Genomic DNA, 17,213 nt, shown 5'->3' on the forward strand with positions numbered 1-17,213 from the left:
CAGGGTGTGCCTGGCGCTGCAACCTGCTAGATTCCCGCCGGGTGAGCGTCCTTAAACTGCGATACCCCAACCGCGAGCACGGCGACCTGGCGTTGAAGCCGGGCGTGCACGCCATCGGCCGCGATTCGGCCGGCCGCACCGTGCTGGTCGAGGACTCGGACGCGGCCATCGCGCAGTTCAGCGTCGACCGCCGCGGCGTGTGGCTGCAGGTGCGCGACAGCCTGCACGGGCTGCACGTCAACGGCCGCCCGGTGCGGCGCATGGCGATGCTGCGGCCCGGCGACGCGATCTTCATCGACGGCGTCGAGCTGCTGCTGGTGGCCGACAAGCCCGAGCCGGCGCCGCCGTTCGGGGTCGAGATTCCGGCCGATTCGCGCATGGTCGTGCGCGGCGTCGGCGGCGTGCATCACGGCCGCTGCTACACCCTGGAACAGCCCAAGGTGATCGGCCGCGCCGGCGACTGCGACATCCGCATCAACGAACCGGCCTTCGCCGATCGCCACGCGCGGCTGGAAGCGCACGCCGACGGCGTGGTGCTGCGCGACGTGGGTTCGCTCGACGGCAGCGTGGTCAACGGCCAGCCGGTGCGGCATGCGCTGCTCAAGCCGGGCGATCAGTTGCTGCTCGACGGCCAGCACCGTTTCGTGATCGAAGCGCCGACCCGGCGGTTGAGCGCGGCCGATGCGCTGCAGGCGCAGTTGGCGCAGGAGCAGGCGGCCAACGAAGACAAGGCCACGCCGCCTTCGGCGCTGCCCTCGTCGGTGCGGCGCATGCCGTGGCTGTTGCTGGCGGCGGTGGTGATGGCGGGGTTGTTGGGGTTGTTGCTGCTTTACGGGGTGCGGTAAGGCCGGAGCGCTTCGGGGTCGGGCGGCGTTGGGTAGCGGCGGCATCGTGCTTGCGGCGCGATGTGTGAGCGCGCGGTCGCGGCTCGCGCCGCTCCTACCGTCGGCTGCGGCCGTTTTCGCGTTGGGCTTGGAATCTCGCGGGACGCGCGGAACTCTCGATCGCTCCCTGTAGGAGCGGCGCGAGCCGCGACCGCGACCTCTCGCTTACATCGAAACCTTGCGGCCCCGTGATCGCGGCTCACGCCGCTCCTACACGGGTTGCGGCCGTTTCGGCTTGGGCTTGGACACGCGCTTCCACACCCGCCACCCCAGCAACGCCGCGAGGATGCCCGCGTACAGCGCGGGCTCGCGGATGTCGGATTTCACCAGCCACCAGAAGTGCAGCACCGCCAGCACGGCGATGGCGTAAACCAACTGGTGCAGCCGCCCCCACAGCCGGCCCAGGCGCCGCATCATGCCCTGGGTCGAGGTGAGCGCCAGCGGCACCAGCAGCAGCCACGCGGCGAAGCCGACGGTGATGTAGGGACGTTTGGCGATTTCCTCGAAGATTTGGGTCCAGTAGCCGCGCAGGTCGAGCACCAGATAGGCGGCCAGATGCAGGCTGGCGTAGAAGAACGCGTACAGGCCCAGCAGGCGGCGGAAGCGCAGCAGCACGGCTTGGCCGGTGAGTTGCCGCAGCGGCGTCACCGCCAGCGCGATCATCAGGAAACGCAGCGCCCACAGGCCCAGGCGGTGTTCGATCGCGGCCACCGGGTCGGCGCCCAGGCCGCCGCTGCCGGTCAGGAATTCGGCGCGGATCTGCCACGCCAGGATCGCGGCCGGAGTCAGCGCCAGCAGATGCGCCAGCGTCTTGGCGGCGATCACGCCGGGCGGGGTCTTGCGCGGTGCGGCGGTGCGGCGCGCGGCGGGCGCCGCGGCTGCGGGAACGGCGTCGCTCATGCTCAGAACCACGTCTTCAGGTTCATGCCGGCGTACAGGCTGGCGACTTGCTCGCCGTAGCCGTTGAACAGCCGGGTCGGAATGCGTTCGGCGAACAGCTTGCTGCCGGTGCCGGCGATGCGGCGCTCGGTCTTCTGGCTCCAGCGCGGGTGGTCGACGCTGGGATTGACGTTGGAGAAGAAGCCGTACTCCTCGGGCTGCAGCGAGTTCCAGGCGGTGGCCGGGCGGCGCTCGACGAAGGTGATGGCGACGATGGACTTGATGCTCTTGAAGCCGTACTTCCACGGCACCACCAGCCGCAGCGGCGCGCCGTTCTGCTGCGGCAGCGGCTTGCCGTACAGGCCGGTGGCGAGCAGGGTCAGCGGGTGCATGGCTTCGTCGATGCGCAGGCCTTCGCGGTAAGGCCAGTTGATCGAGGGATAGCCGATGCCGGGCATCTGCTGGCGGTCGGCGAGGGTGGTGAAGGCGACGTACTTGGCGTTGGCGTTCGGCTCGAAGCGCTTGAGCGCCTCGCCCAGCGGCACGCCGAGCCAGGGGATCACCATCGACCAGCCCTCCACGCAGCGCAGGCGGTAGATGCGTTCCTGCGGCGCCAGTCCCTTGATCAGGTCCTCCAGCGACAATTTGCCCGGCTTGGCGCATTGGCCGCCGACCGCGACCGTCCACGGGCTCAGGCGCAAGGTCTTGGCCGCCGCCGACGGGTCGCCCTTGCCGGTGCCGAACTCGTAGAAGTTGTTGTAGCTGGTGATGTCGGCGTAGGTGGTCGGTGTCTCGTCGGTGCGGAATCCGGCCTTGAGCTGTTCCGGCGTGGCCGGCTTGGCCGCCGACGGCGGCGGGGCCTCGGCGCCGGCGCAGCCGGACAGGCCCAGGGCCGGGCTCAGCGCCAGGGCCGCCAGCAGGCGCCGGCGGTCGCGGTAGACGGCCTCGTCGGTGATCTGGGAGGCGGGCAGGTTGAGGGCATCGCGCAACGACATGGGACGGCTCCGAAGGCTTCGCGGCAGGGGGCGCCGGGTGGGTACGGTCGTATGACGTCTTAGCGACCGTTTCATTCCCTAGAGGCGGCTTGAGCGGCAAAAGTTGCGCGGGTAACGACACGTACACACGGTGCTGCACTGCGGCATACTGCGGGGCCACCCCCTCACACCACGGAGCTACCGATGTCCCGCGCTTTCAACTTTAGTGCCGGTCCCGCGACCCTGCCCGAACCGGTCCTGCTGCAGGCGCAGTCGGAGCTGCTGGAGTGGAACAACGCCGGGGCCTCGATCGTCGAACTCAGCCACCGCGGGCCCGAATTCATCCAGGTCGCCGCCGAGGCCGAGCGCGACCTGCGCGCGCTGATGTCGATCCCGGACGACTACGCCGTGCTGTTCCTGCAGGGCGGCGCGACCGCGCAGCAGGCGCTGATCGCGCTGAACTTCGCCAACCCCGGCCAGGCCGTGGACTACGTCGTCACCGGCCACTGGGGCAAGACCGCATTGAAGCAGGTCAAGCCTTATGTGAGCGCGAACGTGGCCGCCAACGGCGAGGCCGGCGGTTTCCGCGACATTCCGGCGCGCGCCGAATGGAACCTGAGTAAGGACGCCGCCTACGTCCACTACACCGCCAACGAAACCATCCACGGCGTCGAGTTCCGCGATATCCCCGACACCGGCGACGTGCCGCTGGTGGCCGACTTTTCGTCGTCCATCGCCGCCGAGCCGGTGGACGTGTCCAAGTTCGGCGTGATCTACGCCGGCGCGCAGAAGAACCTCGGCCCGGTCGGCGTCAGCGTCGTGATCGTGCGCCGCGACCTGCTCGAACGCGCCGGCCAGCCGCGCGCGGACATCTTCGACTACCGCTCGCACGTCAAGGGCGAGTCCATGCTCAACACCCCGCCGACCTGGAACTGGTATCTGGCCGGGCTGGTGTTCAAGTGGATGCTGGCCGAAGGCGGCGTCGAAGAGTTCGCCCAGCGCAACGCGCGCAAGGCCGAGCTGCTGTACGGCGTGATCGACAACTCCGGCGGCTATTACCGCAACGAAGTCGCCCCGGCCGTGCGCTCGCGCATGAACGTGCCGTTCTTCCTCAAGGACGAAGCGCTGGACAAGCCCTTCCTCAAGGAAGCCGAAGCGGCCGGGCTGATCTCGCTCAAGGGCCACCGCGCCCTCGGCGGCATGCGCGCTTCGATCTACAACGCGATGCCGGAGGCGGGCGTGCAGGCGCTGGCTTCGTTCATGCGCGACTTCCAACAAAGACATGGCTGAGCGACCGCGCTGGCCGGCGCCCGAGCGGGCGCCGGCTGCGGTCGCCGTAGACAAGACTTAAGGCAATGACCACCAAATCCAGCAAGACCAAGCCGGCCGCCGGCAAGACCCAGGCCGCCGCCGACAAGAGCGCGGACAAGAAGAAAGCCGCCGCCAAGCCCAAGGCCAAGGCCGAAGCGGCGGCGCCGGCCGCGGCCGCCGAGCCCGCCGCCGGCGTCCCCGACCTCGCCACGCTGCGCACGCGCATCGACGGCATCGACCGCCACATCCAGCAGCTCATCGCCGAGCGCGCCCAGTTCGCCAATCAAGTCGGCAAGGCCAAGGGCAAGCTGGCCGCCGCGGTCGATTACTACCGCCCCGAACGCGAAGCGCAGGTGCTGCGCCGGGTGGTGGACCGCAACGACGGCCCGCTCAACGACGAAGTGCTGGTGCGGCTGTTCCGCGAAATCATGTCGGCCTGTCTGGCCCAGCAGGAGCCGCTGAAGATCGGCTTCCTCGGCCCGGAAGGCACGCACTCGCAGCAGGCGGTGTACAAGCACTTCGGCCATTCGATCCACGGCCTGCCGTTGGCCAGCATCGAGGAAGTGTTCCAGGAAGTGGAAGCCGGCAGCGCCGACTTCGGCGTGGTGCCGGTGGAGAACTCCACCCAGGGCACGATCCAGTCCACGCTGGACATGTTCCTCACCTCCAAGCTCAAGATCTGCGGCGAAGTCGAGCTGCGCGTGCACCAGCACCTGCTCTCGCGCAGCGGCCGGATCGAGGACATCGAGCGGGTCTACTCGCATCCGCAGTCGTTCGCGCAGTGCAAGGCGTGGCTGCGCCAGTACCTGCCGAAGGCCGAGAAGATTCCGGTGTCGAGCAACGCCGAGGCCGCGCGCCGCGCGCGCAACGCCGACGACGCGGCGGCCATCGCCGGCGTCGCCGCGGCCAACGTGTACGGGCTGCGCAGCGTGGCGGGGCCGATCGAGGACCGTCCCGACAATACGACGCGTTTCTTGGTCATCGGCCGCGAACTGTTCTCGCCCTCGGGCAACGACCGCACCTCGCTGCTGATCTTCATCAAGGACCAGCCCGGCGCGCTGTACAACGTGCTCTCGCCGTTCGCCAAGCGCGGGCTGAGCATGAACCGCATCGAATCGCGTCCCGGCCACACCGGCCGCTGGCAGTACGCGTTCTTCGTCGACATCGGCGGCCACGTGCAGGAAGACGCGATGCGCGAAGCGCTGGAGGAACTGGAAGAGCTGGCGCACGAGGTCAAGGTGCTCGGCTCCTACCCGGTGGCGATCGCATGAGCCAGCCGGCCCCGCAAGCGCCGTCGGACGCGGGCGCGCCCGCGTTCGACGAGGCGTGGTTCGCCGCGCGCGCCCAGCCGGGCGTGCAGCGGCTCAAGGCCTACGATCCGGGCCACGATCTGGTCGCGCTGCGCCGCCAGTACGGCGAGGCGCATCTGGTCGAACTGGGGTCCAACGAGAATCCCTACGGCCCGTCGCCGGCCGCGCGCGAAGCGATCCTGGATTCGCTGCACGCGCTGCATCGTTATCCCGATCCGCTCGGCGGCGACCTCAAGCGCGCGCTGGCGCGCAAGCACGGCGTCGACACGAAGCAGATCCTGCTCGGCAACGGCTCGCACGAACTGCTGATGCAGCTCGGCCAGGTGTTCGCCGGCCCCGGCGAGGAGGTGGTGTTCTCGCGCTACGGCTTCGCGGTGTTCGCGCTGTCCACCCAGGCGGCCGGCGCGCGCATGAACATCGTCGACGCGCTGCCGCGCGAGGCGGCGATGCCCTGCGGCCACGACCTCGACGCCATCGCCGCGGCGGTGAGCGCCGACACCAAGCTGGTCTACATCGCCAATCCGAACAATCCCACCGGCACCTGGTTCGGCCGCGACGCGTTGGTCGCGTTCCTCGACAAGATTCCGCCGCACGTCATCGTGGTAATGGACGAGGCCTACGCCGAAATGGCCGACGCGCCGGATTACGCCAGCGCGCTGAGCGTGCTGGCGCGGTATCCCAACGTCGCCGTCACCCGCACCTTCAGCAAGGCCTACGGGCTGGCCGGTTTGCGCGTCGGCTATCTGATCGCCCAGCCGGGCCTGATCGCGGTGATGGACCGCTTGCGCGAGAGCTTCAACGTCAACGGCCCCGCGCTCGCCGCGTGCGAAGCCGCGCTCGGCGACGAAGATCATCTGCGCTGGGCGTGCGCGCGCAACGCCGAACAGCGCGCCGTGCTCGACGAGGCGCTGCGCAAGCGCGGCCTGCGCACGTTCCCCTCGCAGACCAATTTCGTGCTGGCCGAATTCGGCGCGCGCACGCCGCAGGTGGAAGCCGCGCTGGTCGAGCGCGGGGTGATCCTGCGGCCGATGGGCGGCTACGGCCTGGGCGACTGCATCCGCATCAGCGTCGGTTCGGCCGACGAGAACCGCCGCCTGCTGGCGGCATTGGACGAAGTGCTGGCATGAGCGCGAGCGAATCTTCCCAGGCCTGGACCGCCGGTCCGGGCGCCCCGTTGCGCGGTTCGATCCGGGTGCCGGGCGACAAATCGGTATCGCACCGGGCGGTGATGCTCGGCGCGCTGGCCGAAGGCGTCACCCGCGTCACCGGCTTTCTCGAAGGCGAGGACACCCGCGCCACCGCGCGCGTGTTCGAGCGGCTCGGCGTGCGCATCGAAACGCCGAGTGCGAGCGAGCGCATCGTCCACGGCGTCGGCCTGCGCGGTTTGCGCGGCAGCGACGCGCCGTTGGACTGCGGCAACGCCGGCACCGGCATGCGCCTGCTCGCCGGCGCGCTGGCGGGGCAGGCGTTCGACAGTGTGCTGATCGGCGACGCCTCGCTGTCCAAGCGGCCGATGCGCCGCGTGACCGAGCCGCTGGCGGCGATGGGCGCGCGCATCGACAGCGAGGACGGCGGCTTGCCGCCGCTGCGCATCCACGGCGGCCGCGCGCTCGCCGGCATCGAATACACCTTGCCGGTCGCCAGCGCGCAGGTGAAGTCGGCGCTGCTGTTGGCCGGCTTGTACGCGCAGGGCGAAACCGTGGTGCACGAACCGCATCCGACCCGCGACTACACCGAGCGCATGCTCGCCGCGTTCGGCTGGCCGATCGAGTTCTCGCCCGGCTACGCGCGCCTGAGCGGCGGCCACGCGCTGCGCGCGACCGATGTCGCGGTGCCGGCCGACTTCTCCTCGGCGGCGTTCTTCCTGGTCGCCGCGAGCGTGATTCCGGGGTCGGAGTTGCTGCTCGAAGCGGTCGGCATGAATCCGCGCCGCACCGGCTTGCTCTCGGCGCTGCGTCTGATGGGCGCGGACATCGTCGAAGAGAACCCGCGCAGCGAAGGCGGCGAACCGGTCGCGGACCTGCGCGTGCGCTACGCGCGCCTGCGCGGCGTGGACGTGCCGCAGGCGCTGGTGCCGGACATGATCGACGAGTTCCCGGCGCTGTTCGTCGCCGCGGCCGTGGCGCAGGGCCGCACCGTGGTCAGCGGCGCGGCGGAGCTGCGGGTCAAGGAGTCCGACCGCATCGCGACCATGGCCGCGGGCCTGCGCGCGCTCGGCGCGAAGATCGAGGAAACGCCCGACGGCGCGATCATCGACGGCGGCTCGTTCGCCGGCGGCGCGGTCGAGAGCCACGGCGATCACCGCATCGCGATGAGTTTCGCGGTGGCGGCGCAGCTGGCTTCCGGCGAGGTGCGCATCGGCGACGTGGCCAATGTGGCGACGTCGTTCCCGGGGTTCGAGGCGCTGGCCGCGAAAGCGGGCATGCGGGTCGGCGCGGCGGCTTGAGGTTCGCGGCTGATGTTCGCGGTGCGAGCCGCGGGCCGTTGCAGCCGAACCCGAACGAAGAACGGCGGCCTCGAGGCCGCCGTTCTTTTTGAGTCTAAGCCGCGATCGTCGATTCGCCCTTATGGCCGAACGACTCGGCCGCGGACGAGTCTTTCACTGCAGCGGCCGGAACTCGACCGGCTGCTGCACCACCGACGCCACTTCGCGCCCGTTGCGCGTGGCCGGCTTGAAGCGCCAATCGCGCACCGCGCTCAGCGCGGCGCGGTCGAGATCGCGCGAACCGCTGCGGCGGGTCACCGCGACCTCGTCGGCGCGGCCGTCGGCGCCGACGTTCACCCGCAACACCACGGTGCCGCCTTCGCCGCGGCGCAGCGCCGTGGCCGGGTAGCGCGGCGCCGGATTGCGCGCGAGCGCCACCGCGTCGGTGGCGCGCGGCTTGGCCGGCGCGGCCTTCTTCTCCGCCGAGGCCTTGGCGACGTTCTTGCTCGCGGCCGCGTTGGCCTTGCCGGCGGCGTCCTCGCCCGTGGCCGGCGTGCGTTCGACCGGCGGCAACGCCAGCACCGGCGCCAGCGGCGCGGACATCGGCGGCGCCGGCCGCTTGCCGTACAGATACCAACCCAAGAACGCCGAACCCAACAGGATCAGCAACAACCACAAGCCCGTGCGGCCCGCGGATTCGCCGGTAGCGGCCTGCGGTGCGTCGGATTGATGCGCCTGAGATTCGATGGAATGTGATGCAGTGCTCATGCCGACCTCCTTGCGACGAACCCGGGGGACGGTTCGCGGAGGGCGAGCTTCGAAGCGGCGGCGTTACCCGCGGGTGAACGGTGGGTGATTTTGGTTCAGTACCCGTTCAAGCCTAGGAGATAGCGGTTAGGAGTTAGCAAAAGCCGCTTTCGCTAACTCCTAACTCCTAACCGCTATCTCCCAGCACCAAAGCCTCACTGATTCGGATTGAACGTAACCGGCACCAACACCGTATCCGCCACCGGGCGCCCGCCGCGCGTGGCGGGCTTGAAGCGCCAGCCGCGCACGGCGCTCAGCGCGGCGCGGTCGAGCGCGCGCGAGCCGCTGCCTTGGACCACTTCGGCCTCGGCGACCTCGCCTTGTTCGGTGATCTGCACCTGCACCCGCACCGTGCCGCCTTCGCCGCGGCGCAGCGAGGCCGCCGGGTACTGCGGGGCGCGGTTGCCCGGCAGCGGGGCGGCGCCGACGTGGGCGCCGCTCGGCGCGGCCGGCGCCGGTGCCGGCGCGCTCGGCGCGGCTTGCGGCGGGGCCGGCGGGTGGGGGTTTTCGACCAGTTGCGGGCGCTCGTCGCCCGCGGCCGGCGCGGCCTCGGGGACCTGCTGCGGCGCGGGCGCGGGGGCGGCGCTGCCGTCGGCCGCCGCGGGCGCCGGCAGCGGCGCGTAGAACGGCTGCTCGCTGGTCGGCGGGGTGCCGCCGGCGCGGTAGAAATCGTCCTTGCCGCGATTGCTCTGCCAGACCCAGGCGAACAGCGCCAAGCCGATCGCGAACGCGCCCAACACCCACAGCCAGGCCTTGCCCGAGGGGATCCAGGCGGCGAAATCGAAGGAACGGCGCGGTGCGGGGGAGGGCGTCGACATGGGGCGGCAGGCTCGCAAGTCCAATGCGTGATGGCGTGCATTCTGCAACGAAACGCCCGGCCGCGTCGGCCTCGCCGACGCGCGCGCGCCGCGCCGGAAGCTCGCGATTCGCGAAAAAGCCCGCGCGACGCGATAATCTGCGGTTCTTCCCGCCACGCATCCCTACCGGCTACGCCATGCTCGATCCGAACCTGCTGCGCCAGCAACCCGCCGAAGTCGCCGCCCGCCTGCACGCCACCCGCGGCTATTCCCTGGACGCCGACGCGCTGGCTTCGCTGGAAAGCGAACGCAAGATGGTGCAGGTGCGCACCCAAGAGCTGCAGGCGCAGCGCAACAAGCTGTCGGCCGAAATCGGCAAGCGCAAGAGCAAGGGCGAGGACACCGCCGAGCTGATGGCGCAGGTGTCGGCCTCCGGCGACGAACAAAAGCGCGGCGAAGCGCGGCTGGACCAGATCAAGGCCGAGATCGAGGCGATCGCGCTGACCATCCCGAACCTGCCCAACGAATCGGTGCCGCTGGGCCCGGACGAAAGCGGCAACGTCGAGGAGCGCCGCTGGGGCAGCCCGCGCGAATTCGATTTCCAGGTCAAGGACCACGTCGAACTCGGTGCGCGCCACGGCTGGCTGGATTCGGAAACCGCGGCCAAGCTGTCGGGCGCGCGCTTCACCGTGCTGCGCGGCGGCCTCGCCCGCCTGCACCGCGCGCTGGCCCAGTTCATGCTCGATCTGCACGTCGAACAACACGAGTACCAGGAAACCAACGTGCCGCTACTGGTCAACGCCGACTCGATGCGCGGCACCGGCCAGTTGCCCAAGTTCGAGGACGACCTGTTCGCGACCGTGGTCGGCGAGGGCGAGGCGGCGAGCAAGCGTTATCTGATCCCGACCTCGGAAGTGCCGCTGACCAACGTGGTGCGCGACGAGATCGTCGAGGAAGGCGCGCTGCCGCTGCGCATGACCGCGCACTCGATGTGCTTCCGCGCCGAAGCCGGCAGCGCCGGCCGCGACACCCGCGGCATGATCCGCCAGCACCAGTTCGAGAAGGTCGAACTGGTCACCATCGCGCGCCCGGAAGACAGCTACGCCGAGCACGAGCGCATGACCCGCTGCGCCGAAGTGGTGCTGGAAACCCTCGGCCTGCCGTACCGCCGCATGCTGCTGTGCACCGGCGACATGGGCTTTTCCGCGGCCAAGACCTACGACCTGGAAGTGTGGCTGCCGAGCGAGAACCGCTACCGCGAGATCTCCTCGTGCTCCAACTGCGAGGCGTTCCAGGCCCGGCGCATGCAGGCGCGCTGGCGCAACTCAGCCACCGGCAAGCCCGAGCCGGTGCACACGCTCAACGGCTCCGGCGTCGCCATCGGCCGGGCGATGATCGCGGTGATGGAGAACTATCAGAACGCCGATGGTTCGATCGCGGTGCCCGAGGCGCTGCGTCGTTACATGGGCGGGGTCGAGGTGCTGGCCTGAGTGGGTTCGGTCCGGGCGGGGCTGCTGTGAGCGGCTCCGCTCTGGGCAAGGCTGATTCGAGCAAAACCGATTCGAGCAAAACCGATTCGAGCAAGACCGCCCCGAGCAAGATCGCCCCGAGCGAGTCCGCTCCTGGCAACACCGATCCGGGCGAAACGGATCGCGCGGCATAAAGCGACACCGAACCGGGCGGAACGATCTCGGCGCCGCCGCCCGCGCCACGCGGCACCAAGGAGGGTTGCGGCATGGAGTCGTTGTTCTTCATGTTCCTCATCGCGGGCAAGGTCCTGCTCGCGCTGGCGCTATGGAGCGCGGTGCAGTACGCCGCGCTCGGCGCGGCCAATCGCCGCCGCGCCGAGCCGCTGACGAACGCGCGCCTGTTCGCGCGCGCGCTGCTCGGCGTCGTCGCCGGCGTCGCGCTTGGCGCCGCCTCGATCGCGCTGATCGCGGGTTCGGTTTTCTCGCTCGGCAACGACGTCAGCGACGCCGGCTTTTTCCTGATCCTGCTGTCGCTGCCGGCCGGCGCGGCGGCGGCGATGGTGTGCGGGTTCCGCCTGGCCCGCCGCTGGGTTTCGCGAGCGCAGCCTGGAGCCGCGCCCGCGGCCGAGCCCGCCGCGCGCGAGGCCGGCGAGGCCTGACTGTCGGTGGCGTAGCGGTCGCTGCGGGCCGCGCGCCCGGCCTCGGCCACCGTGGCCGGCGCAATAAAAAAGCCGGGCCCGTGGGGGCCCGGCCAATGCCGGCGTGGGGGAGGGGTACGCCGTAATCGGGTCGCGTCCGTTTCGGCCCTGGGGGCGGGCCGAAGCACGCCGTGCTCAGGCCGCCAGACGCTGCGGCCGCGGAATCGAGGCATGCGCCGCGGCCAGCGCGTCGGCGCGGTGCTGCGGCGAATACGACACGCCCTCGGCGCGCACGAATTCCACATCGGTGACGCCGATGAAGCCCAGCACGTGGCGCAGATAGGTCTCCTGGAAGTCGCTCGGCTGGCCGCTGTGCAGGCCGCCGCGGCCGCTGGCGACGATGGCCTTCTTGCCCTTGGCCAGGCCTTCCGGGCCATTGGCGGTATAGCGGAAGGTCTTGCCGGCCACCGCCACGCGGTCGATCCACGCTTTCAGCGTCGAAGGGATGCCGAAGTTGTACATCGGCGCGCCGATCACGATCACGTCGGCTTCCAGGAATTGTTGCAGGATGCGCTCGGATCGCTCGGATTCGGCCGGATCGTCCTTTGCCAGGGAACGCCCGGTAAGATGGGGGATCGGGTCGGCGTCCAGATCGAGATGTTCGACGTTCAGGCCCGGCAGATCGTCCTGCCAGCGCGCCGCCACCGCCGCGGACAGTTCGCGAGTCACGGAATTTGCGCCCAGAGCGCTTGAATCGATGTGCAGAAGCTTCATGTCGGGACCTCGTCGGGTCGTTCGGATGCGGGCGTTGCCGCGTTGAGGCAAAGTCTGGATCGTTGCGGCTATGGAATAAAGCTGGTTCAATATCACTCGCTGTTCTAATTTTGGAACTATCGTCATGCACGATCTGAATGACCTGTACTACTTCGCGATGGTCGTGGACCACGCCGGTTTCGCCGCCGCCGAGCGCGCGCTGGGCATTCCCAAGTCGCGTCTGAGCCGGCGCATCAGCCAGTTGGAAACCGATCTGGGCGTGCGTTTGCTGCAGCGTTCCACCCGCCGCTTCGCGGTCACCGAAGTCGGCAACAGCGTGTATCGCCACGCCCAATCGATGCTGGCCGAGGCGCAGGCCGCGCGCGAAGTCGTCGACCGCCTCAGCGCCGAGCCGCGCGGCGTGATCCGCGTCAGCGTGCCGGTCGGTCTGGCTCAGCAGCACATTCCGCGGCTGTTGCCCGAGTTCCTGGCCAAGTACCCGCAGGTGCGCGTGCAACTGCACGTCAGCAACCGCCGCGTCGACATCATCAACGAAGGCGTGGACGTGGCCTTGCGCGTGCGCTCCAAGCTCGACGACGACGGCAGCCTGGTGATGCGCAGCTTCGGCCAGATCCAGGAATTGCTGGTCGCCAGCCCGAAGTACCTCAACCGCATGGGCCGCCCGACCAACCCGGACGAATTGTCCGAGCACGTCACCCTGAGCATCAGCGAAGACGACGCGCGCCAGCGCTGGGAACTGCACGGTCCCGACGGCGAAGTGCGCAAGGTCGAGCTCAAGCCGCGGGTGATGGGTTTCGATTTCCCGATGCTGATGGCGCTGGCCGAGCAGGGCGTGGGCATCACCCTGCTGCCGGAAACCGTGTGCGCCGAAGCGGTGCGCCGCGGCGAGCTGGAAGTGGTGCTGCCGAACTGGCGCCTGCCGCAAGGCATCTTCCACGCCGTGTTCGCCTCGCGCCGCGGCCTGCTGCCGGCGGTGCGGGTGTTCATCGACTTCCTCGCCGAAAAGGCGCCGTCGCTGGTCGAATCCGCGCGCCTGCAATGCAGCGACATCAAGGGCCAGCCGTGCCCCGACAGCATCGCCGGCAAGGCCGCGAAGAAGGCCGACAAGAGCCCCAACATCGCCGCCCAGGCGTGAGACAATGCCGCGCCCGGCGCAAGGCCGGGCGCGTCGCCGCGCAGGGCGGCGGCCGGGTCGGACGATCCGGCGACGATGCGTTTACGGAGAGATGGCCGAGTGGTTTAAGGCAGCGGTCTTGAAAACTTATGTTCAGGCGGTGCGCGAGCAGAAAAAACAAAGTAAAAACAACGTGTTAGTGTGTTCGCATTGGCGCTGTGGCTTGCGCCGTTTAGCGGATTCCTAGCACGTCACGAAATACGGTGGGTTGGCCGAGCGGTTGAAGGCACTAGTCTTGAAAACTAGCAAGGGGGTGACCCCTTCCAGGGTTCGAATCCCTGACCCACCGCCATCAAAATAGCGCAGCGCCGTAACACAGGGAGCGTGCATGCAGCCCAAGACCATCGCCGAACAGCTCTTCTTCACCACGGTGCGAATTGACACCGTTGCGGCGAATGGCGCTCAGGGTTCCGGTACGGGCTTCTTCTTCAATCACAAGATTGGCGGCAACGAGTATCTGTTCGTCGCAACGAACAAGCATGTCGTGATGGGCATGAGAGAGGGGCGCTTTTCGTTCCTGAAACAGAAGGATGGGCAACCCACCCTTGGCGACGGGTTCAATCTGCACATGGGGCAGCAGGACTGGCCGAAGATGTGGTTTGGTCACCCAGACGCGAATATCGACATTGCCGTTTGTCCGCTGGCGCCACTGCTTGAATTTGTGAAGAAGCAGCACGGCACGGACTTGTTCCTACGGGCCGTGAATACAAGCATGATTCCAACGCCGCAGCAGGTGACGGAACTGGATGCGGTGGAGTCCGTGACGTTCATCGGCTACCCGAATGGTGTCTGGGACAGCAAGAACCTTCTGCCAGTTGCGCGCCGGGGTACTACTGCCAGTCCTATCGAAGTGGATTTTGAGGGCACGCCGCGTTTTCTCATTGATGCGTCGGTGTTCGGTGGGTCTAGTGGCAGCCCGGTCTTCATTCTGAATCACGGATCATGGGCGACCAAGGAAGGCGGCCTCGTAGCTGGCACTCGGTTCTACTTCGTCGGCGTGATCGCCGCAGTGTTCTTCCGCACCCATCTGAACCAGATCATTCCGGTGCCGATTCCCACACAGGTTCAGCCGATGGCGCAGCAACAAGAGATGATCGACCTCGGAATCGTGTTCAAGGCACGTACCGTTGTCGAGACCATCGAAGCATGCCTCAAAGCGCACAACGTCGATACGTCGGCACCTGCACCAATACCAGCACCGCAAGCCGCGCCCGATCCAGCACCGCAGGCATAGTAGCTGGAGGGCTGCGCGCAACGCTCGCGCCTGCTCGCAATGGGCTAGACCGCAGCCAGCCCAACCGACCTAACCACAAGGGCAGCAATCGGTTAGCTGGCAAGCCCGCCTAATTCCGGGCTTGCTGTTCCTTGCTCGCAGGCAAGCGCGCCGCTACAGGCCGCGCAACGGTGCCGCCAGTAGCAATCTAGGCTAAGTTACGATAAGCCACGCCAAACATGCAACGACGATAAGCCGTTGTTTTACAAAGGCGTGGCGGGCTAAACAAAGCAGCGGAAAGCTAGGTAAAAGCAGCCTCCGCAAAACTTGAAAACCGCCGAAGGGTCAAACCTTCCGTGGGTTCGAATCCCACTCTCTCCGCCACCTAGTCCGAAACGAAGATCGCGCGGCGGACGGTAGTTCGCCGCAGGTTCTGGCGCGCGCGGGAACCCGCGTTGCATCCGCATGAGGTGCGCGACGCGCACCTCATGCGTTTCGGCGGCGGTAGCGGCCCGCCGCCTTCGGCCGATCACATCGTCTTCGGGTTTTGCTGCTGCTGCGCCTGCTGCTGTGCCTGCGCGTTGGGCGGCGTTTGGCCGCTCGGCGCCTGTTGCAGCAGTTCGCTGGTCGGCGGCGCTTCCTTATGGGCCTCGACGACGGCCCGGAAGCCTTCGGTCTTGCCGGAAACGACGATCTTGTCGCCGACCACATCGGCCTTGGCGAGTTGATCGACCGTGCCGATCCCGCCTTGCTTTTGAGCGGCGACCGTCGCTTCCAAGGCCTTGTGGTCGGAGACGCTCGGCGGCAACTGTTTGCGGATTTCGCCGTACAGCGCCTGGGTGTCCGGGTGCGCGCGCGACAGGTCGATCGAGGTCGACGACGAGGACGGCGAGCTTCCGGGAGCGGACGCGAGCGACGGGACGGAGAGGCCCGGCGCGATGCTGATCGACGGCGTTTGCGCGCGCGCCGCGATCCTGGCCGCGTCTTGCACCTCGTCCAGGTTGCGGGTCGCCGCGCTGGCGTTCTTGGCTACGCCCGCGACGATTCCGTGGTCGGCGCGTTCGTCCAGCAACGGCTTGCGGCAATCGCTCGCCGGATGCTTGGGGTCGGCATCCGGCGCCAGCCGGGCTTCCAGTTTGGCGTGCCAGCCGACCTGAGCGTTCCAGGCCTCATGCTGCTTCGCCGCGATGGTCGGATCTTTGATGCGCTGCTCGCGCGCGTCGGTGAGCGCTTGGCTCGGCAAGCGATCGGTGTCGACGGTGCTGTCGTACAGCTTGTCCGCTTCGCGGTTGTAGATGCGGATCGGGACCGGATGGTCCTTGGTCTGAGCCTGCACGTGATCGAGATTGGCAGGCAGATCCTGGTAGACCTGATCGCGGATGTTCGGCGGAACGAAACGGCCGAAGCCGTTGCGGTCGAGCGAACCGGTGAAGCGCGCGTCCACGCCCAACTCGCTTTCCAGGCGATGGGTGGCCAGCGCGCGGATCTCGACGTTGTAGCCGGCCTTTTGCAGCCCCTCCACGAGTTCGACCGCCTTGGGGCCGCTGCCCAAGGTGGTGTCGATGACCAGGTTCTTGCGATCGCCGATGGCTTTATCGCGCAATTCCTTGGCCCACTGGCTGGCGTCCTTGTGGGTGTCGTCGGCCCAGTTGTACGGCGAAGCCTTGCGGAACTCGTCGACTTTCGGATGGAAGTCGCGCATCGCGTCGGGATCGACCACGATGGCGTTCATGCCGCCGCCGAGATCTTGTTTCGCGCGCTCCGCCACGCCGCTTTTGCCCGCGCCGGGTTGGCCGGCGAGGATGATCGCCGTGGGATTCTGGCCTTCGGGGACGGAGGGGATGCTGTCGTAGTTGACGCTCGGCAGGACGCGCCGCTCGAATTCTTCCTTATGGGTCTTGTCGTCCAGCGGCGGGGCGAGAGGCCTCATGCTTGCGCCTCCCGCTTGAGGTCGAAGTGGTTCCACAGCTCATTCAAATCGGCCAAGCCGCCGTTCTTGGAGCGCGCCTTGAACATCAGATCGAGCTTGGCGTCGGCGCGCTGCAGCGCCTGCGCGTCGCCGCCGGCTTCGGCCGCGTTGCGCTCCGCGCGCGCTTCGGAGATGAAGCTGCTGAGAGCGTCTTCCAGCGCCGACACCGCGGTCTCGAACGGCGGGCTGCCCTTGGGCTGGGCCGCGGCATCGCGCAGCGTGGCCGCGAGCGCGTCGAGTCGATCCGGATACTCTTTCAGCAATTCCCGCAAGGCCTGCGGGACGGGGGGCGACAGGGTCGTCATGTGATGGCTTCCTTGTTTCGTGAAACGCGTGGGGTAAAAACAAATCTTATAACCGACGCGATCGCACTTGCCGTGACGCGCGCCGGGTCTTGGACGTTGGAGACGGTGCGTGAGCGGCATCGCGCGCGCGATGCGCGTCGGATCGAAACGCAAACGTCGAATGCGGACGCGAGCGGTCAAGCCGGCTGCCGTCGGGCCGTCGCGAACGGCCGGCGATTCGGGCGCCGGCGCGATGGATTTTCATCGGCGTGCGCGCGTCGCGATCTTGTCGCGAACGCGGCCGC

15 protein-coding genes, 2 tRNA genes and 1 pseudogene are annotated in these 17,213 nt (G+C 68.3%); 11 read left to right on the plus strand and 7 right to left on the minus strand.

The genetic code is table 11. From position 1 onward, the window contains the following. Positions 1-41: 41 nt before the first annotated feature. Positions 42-845, plus strand: a complete 804-nt coding sequence (locus tag J5226_RS14985; protein WP_215835265.1) for an FHA domain-containing protein — start codon at positions 42-44, stop codon at positions 843-845. A 249-nt stretch (positions 846-1,094) separates the two neighbouring features. On the opposite strand, the gene msrQ is transcribed toward J5226_RS14985, so the two are convergent. Both msrQ and msrP read right to left on the minus strand, forming a co-directional pair. Next, positions 1,095-1,709 (minus strand): protein-methionine-sulfoxide reductase heme-binding subunit MsrQ, encoded by a 615-nt coding sequence (gene msrQ, locus J5226_RS14990; RefSeq protein WP_255323116.1) that lies wholly within the window; start codon positions 1,707-1,709, stop codon positions 1,095-1,097. Positions 1,710-1,786: 77 nt separating this feature from the next. After that, complete coding sequence (gene msrP / locus J5226_RS14995) at positions 1,787-2,758, minus strand: protein-methionine-sulfoxide reductase catalytic subunit MsrP (RefSeq protein WP_215835267.1); 972 nt, start codon at positions 2,756-2,758, stop codon at positions 1,787-1,789. A gap of 183 nt (positions 2,759-2,941) precedes the next feature. Between msrP and serC the strand changes: the two genes are divergently transcribed. From serC to aroA, 4 genes are all read left to right on the plus strand, one after another. Next, a complete protein-coding gene (serC, locus tag J5226_RS15000; RefSeq protein ID WP_215835268.1) occupies positions 2,942-4,027 on the plus strand; it encodes a 3-phosphoserine/phosphohydroxythreonine transaminase in 1,086 nt (361 codons plus the stop codon). 65 nt (positions 4,028-4,092) lie between these two features. Next, positions 4,093-5,319 carry a prephenate dehydratase gene (gene pheA, locus J5226_RS15005; RefSeq protein WP_215835269.1) on the plus strand — a complete coding sequence of 409 codons (1,227 nt, stop codon included), beginning with the start codon at positions 4,093-4,095 and terminating at the stop codon, positions 5,317-5,319. Further along, entirely contained in the window at positions 5,316-6,485 is a 1,170-nt protein-coding gene (gene hisC, locus J5226_RS15010) for a histidinol-phosphate transaminase (protein WP_215835270.1), read from the plus strand. The genes pheA and hisC overlap by 4 nt, the downstream gene beginning before the upstream one ends. Further along, the gene (gene aroA / locus J5226_RS15015; protein ID WP_215835271.1) at positions 6,482-7,804 is read left to right on the plus strand and encodes a 3-phosphoshikimate 1-carboxyvinyltransferase; all 1,323 of its coding nucleotides are present in this window, start codon (positions 6,482-6,484) and stop codon (positions 7,802-7,804) included. The genes hisC and aroA overlap by 4 nt, the downstream gene beginning before the upstream one ends. Before the next feature lie 153 nt (positions 7,805-7,957). Here aroA and J5226_RS15020 read toward each other — a convergent pair whose 3' ends face one another. Further along, on the minus strand, positions 7,958-8,551 hold the full coding sequence (locus J5226_RS15020) for an energy transducer TonB (protein WP_215835272.1): 594 nt from the start codon (positions 8,549-8,551) through the stop codon (positions 7,958-7,960). Between the two features lie 194 nt (positions 8,552-8,745). Continuing rightward, positions 8,746-9,408, minus strand: a complete 663-nt coding sequence (locus tag J5226_RS15025) for an energy transducer TonB (protein ID WP_215835273.1) — start codon at positions 9,406-9,408, stop codon at positions 8,746-8,748. A gap of 176 nt (positions 9,409-9,584) precedes the next feature. On the opposite strand from J5226_RS15025, the gene serS reads away from it, so the two are divergent. Together serS and J5226_RS15035 are read left to right on the plus strand one after the other, a co-directional pair. Then, positions 9,585-10,877 (plus strand): serine--tRNA ligase, encoded by a 1,293-nt coding sequence (gene serS / locus J5226_RS15030; protein ID WP_215835274.1) that lies wholly within the window; start codon positions 9,585-9,587, stop codon positions 10,875-10,877. Between the two features lie 245 nt (positions 10,878-11,122). After that, a complete protein-coding gene (locus J5226_RS15035; protein WP_215835275.1) occupies positions 11,123-11,515 on the plus strand; it encodes a hypothetical protein in 393 nt (130 codons plus the stop codon). 174 nt (positions 11,516-11,689) lie between these two features. On the opposite strand, the gene J5226_RS15040 is transcribed toward J5226_RS15035, so the two are convergent. Continuing rightward, on the minus strand, positions 11,690-12,268 hold the full coding sequence (locus J5226_RS15040) for an NAD(P)H-dependent oxidoreductase (RefSeq protein WP_215840440.1): 579 nt from the start codon (positions 12,266-12,268) through the stop codon (positions 11,690-11,692). Between the two features lie 124 nt (positions 12,269-12,392). Here J5226_RS15040 and J5226_RS15045 point away from each other — a divergent pair. From J5226_RS15045 to J5226_RS15060, 4 genes and pseudogenes are all read left to right on the plus strand, one after another. After that, positions 12,393-13,271 (plus strand): annotated as a pseudogene (locus J5226_RS15045) (LysR family transcriptional regulator); the annotation flags it as partial. 373 nt (positions 13,272-13,644) lie between these two features. Next, positions 13,645-13,734: transfer RNA gene (locus J5226_RS15050), tRNA-Ser, on the plus strand. A gap of 36 nt (positions 13,735-13,770) precedes the next feature. Next, on the plus strand, positions 13,771-14,676 hold the full coding sequence (locus J5226_RS15055) for a trypsin-like peptidase domain-containing protein (RefSeq protein ID WP_215835277.1): 906 nt from the start codon (positions 13,771-13,773) through the stop codon (positions 14,674-14,676). Between the two features lie 274 nt (positions 14,677-14,950). Further along, a tRNA-OTHER gene (locus tag J5226_RS15060) sits at positions 14,951-15,039 on the plus strand. Positions 15,040-15,184: 145 nt separating this feature from the next. On the opposite strand, the gene J5226_RS15065 is transcribed toward J5226_RS15060, so the two are convergent. After that, positions 15,185-16,585, minus strand: a complete 1,401-nt coding sequence (locus tag J5226_RS15065) for a zeta toxin family protein (RefSeq protein WP_215835278.1) — start codon at positions 16,583-16,585, stop codon at positions 15,185-15,187. Beyond that, positions 16,582-16,929: a hypothetical protein gene (locus J5226_RS15070; RefSeq protein WP_255322799.1), complete on the minus strand. Its 348-nt coding sequence runs from the start codon at positions 16,927-16,929 to the stop codon at positions 16,582-16,584. Before J5226_RS15070 ends, J5226_RS15065 begins: the two co-directional genes overlap by 4 nt. Between the last annotated feature and the right edge of the window lie 284 nt (positions 16,930-17,213).

The sequence above is a fragment of the Lysobacter sp. K5869 genome (assembly GCF_018847975.1).
Taxonomy (GTDB): Bacteria; Pseudomonadota; Gammaproteobacteria; order Xanthomonadales; family Xanthomonadaceae; genus Lysobacter.

What these genes read in the sequence shown, in the direction of transcription:
- J5226_RS15025 (WP_215835273.1), bottom strand. Translation starts at nt 9,408, where the DNA reads ATGTCGACGCCCTCCCCCGCACCGCGCCGTTCCTTCGATTTCGCCGCC.
- J5226_RS15040 (WP_215840440.1), bottom strand. Translation starts at nt 12,268, where the DNA reads ATGAAGCTTCTGCACATCGATTCAAGCGCTCTGGGCGCAAATTCCGTG.
- J5226_RS15055 (WP_215835277.1), top strand. Translation starts at nt 13,771, where the DNA reads ATGCAGCCCAAGACCATCGCCGAACAGCTCTTCTTCACCACGGTGCGA.
- aroA (WP_215835271.1), top strand. Translation starts at nt 6,482, where the DNA reads ATGAGCGCGAGCGAATCTTCCCAGGCCTGGACCGCCGGTCCGGGCGCC.
- msrP (WP_215835267.1), bottom strand. Translation starts at nt 2,758, where the DNA reads ATGTCGTTGCGCGATGCCCTCAACCTGCCCGCCTCCCAGATCACCGAC.
- hisC (WP_215835270.1), top strand. Translation starts at nt 5,316, where the DNA reads ATGAGCCAGCCGGCCCCGCAAGCGCCGTCGGACGCGGGCGCGCCCGCG.
- J5226_RS15035 (WP_215835275.1), top strand. Translation starts at nt 11,123, where the DNA reads ATGGAGTCGTTGTTCTTCATGTTCCTCATCGCGGGCAAGGTCCTGCTC.
- serC (WP_215835268.1), top strand. Translation starts at nt 2,942, where the DNA reads ATGTCCCGCGCTTTCAACTTTAGTGCCGGTCCCGCGACCCTGCCCGAA.
- J5226_RS15020 (WP_215835272.1), bottom strand. Translation starts at nt 8,551, where the DNA reads ATGAGCACTGCATCACATTCCATCGAATCTCAGGCGCATCAATCCGAC.
- pheA (WP_215835269.1), top strand. Translation starts at nt 4,093, where the DNA reads ATGACCACCAAATCCAGCAAGACCAAGCCGGCCGCCGGCAAGACCCAG.
- J5226_RS15070 (WP_255322799.1), bottom strand. Translation starts at nt 16,929, where the DNA reads ATGACGACCCTGTCGCCCCCCGTCCCGCAGGCCTTGCGGGAATTGCTG.
- serS (WP_215835274.1), top strand. Translation starts at nt 9,585, where the DNA reads ATGCTCGATCCGAACCTGCTGCGCCAGCAACCCGCCGAAGTCGCCGCC.
- J5226_RS15065 (WP_215835278.1), bottom strand. Translation starts at nt 16,585, where the DNA reads ATGAGGCCTCTCGCCCCGCCGCTGGACGACAAGACCCATAAGGAAGAA.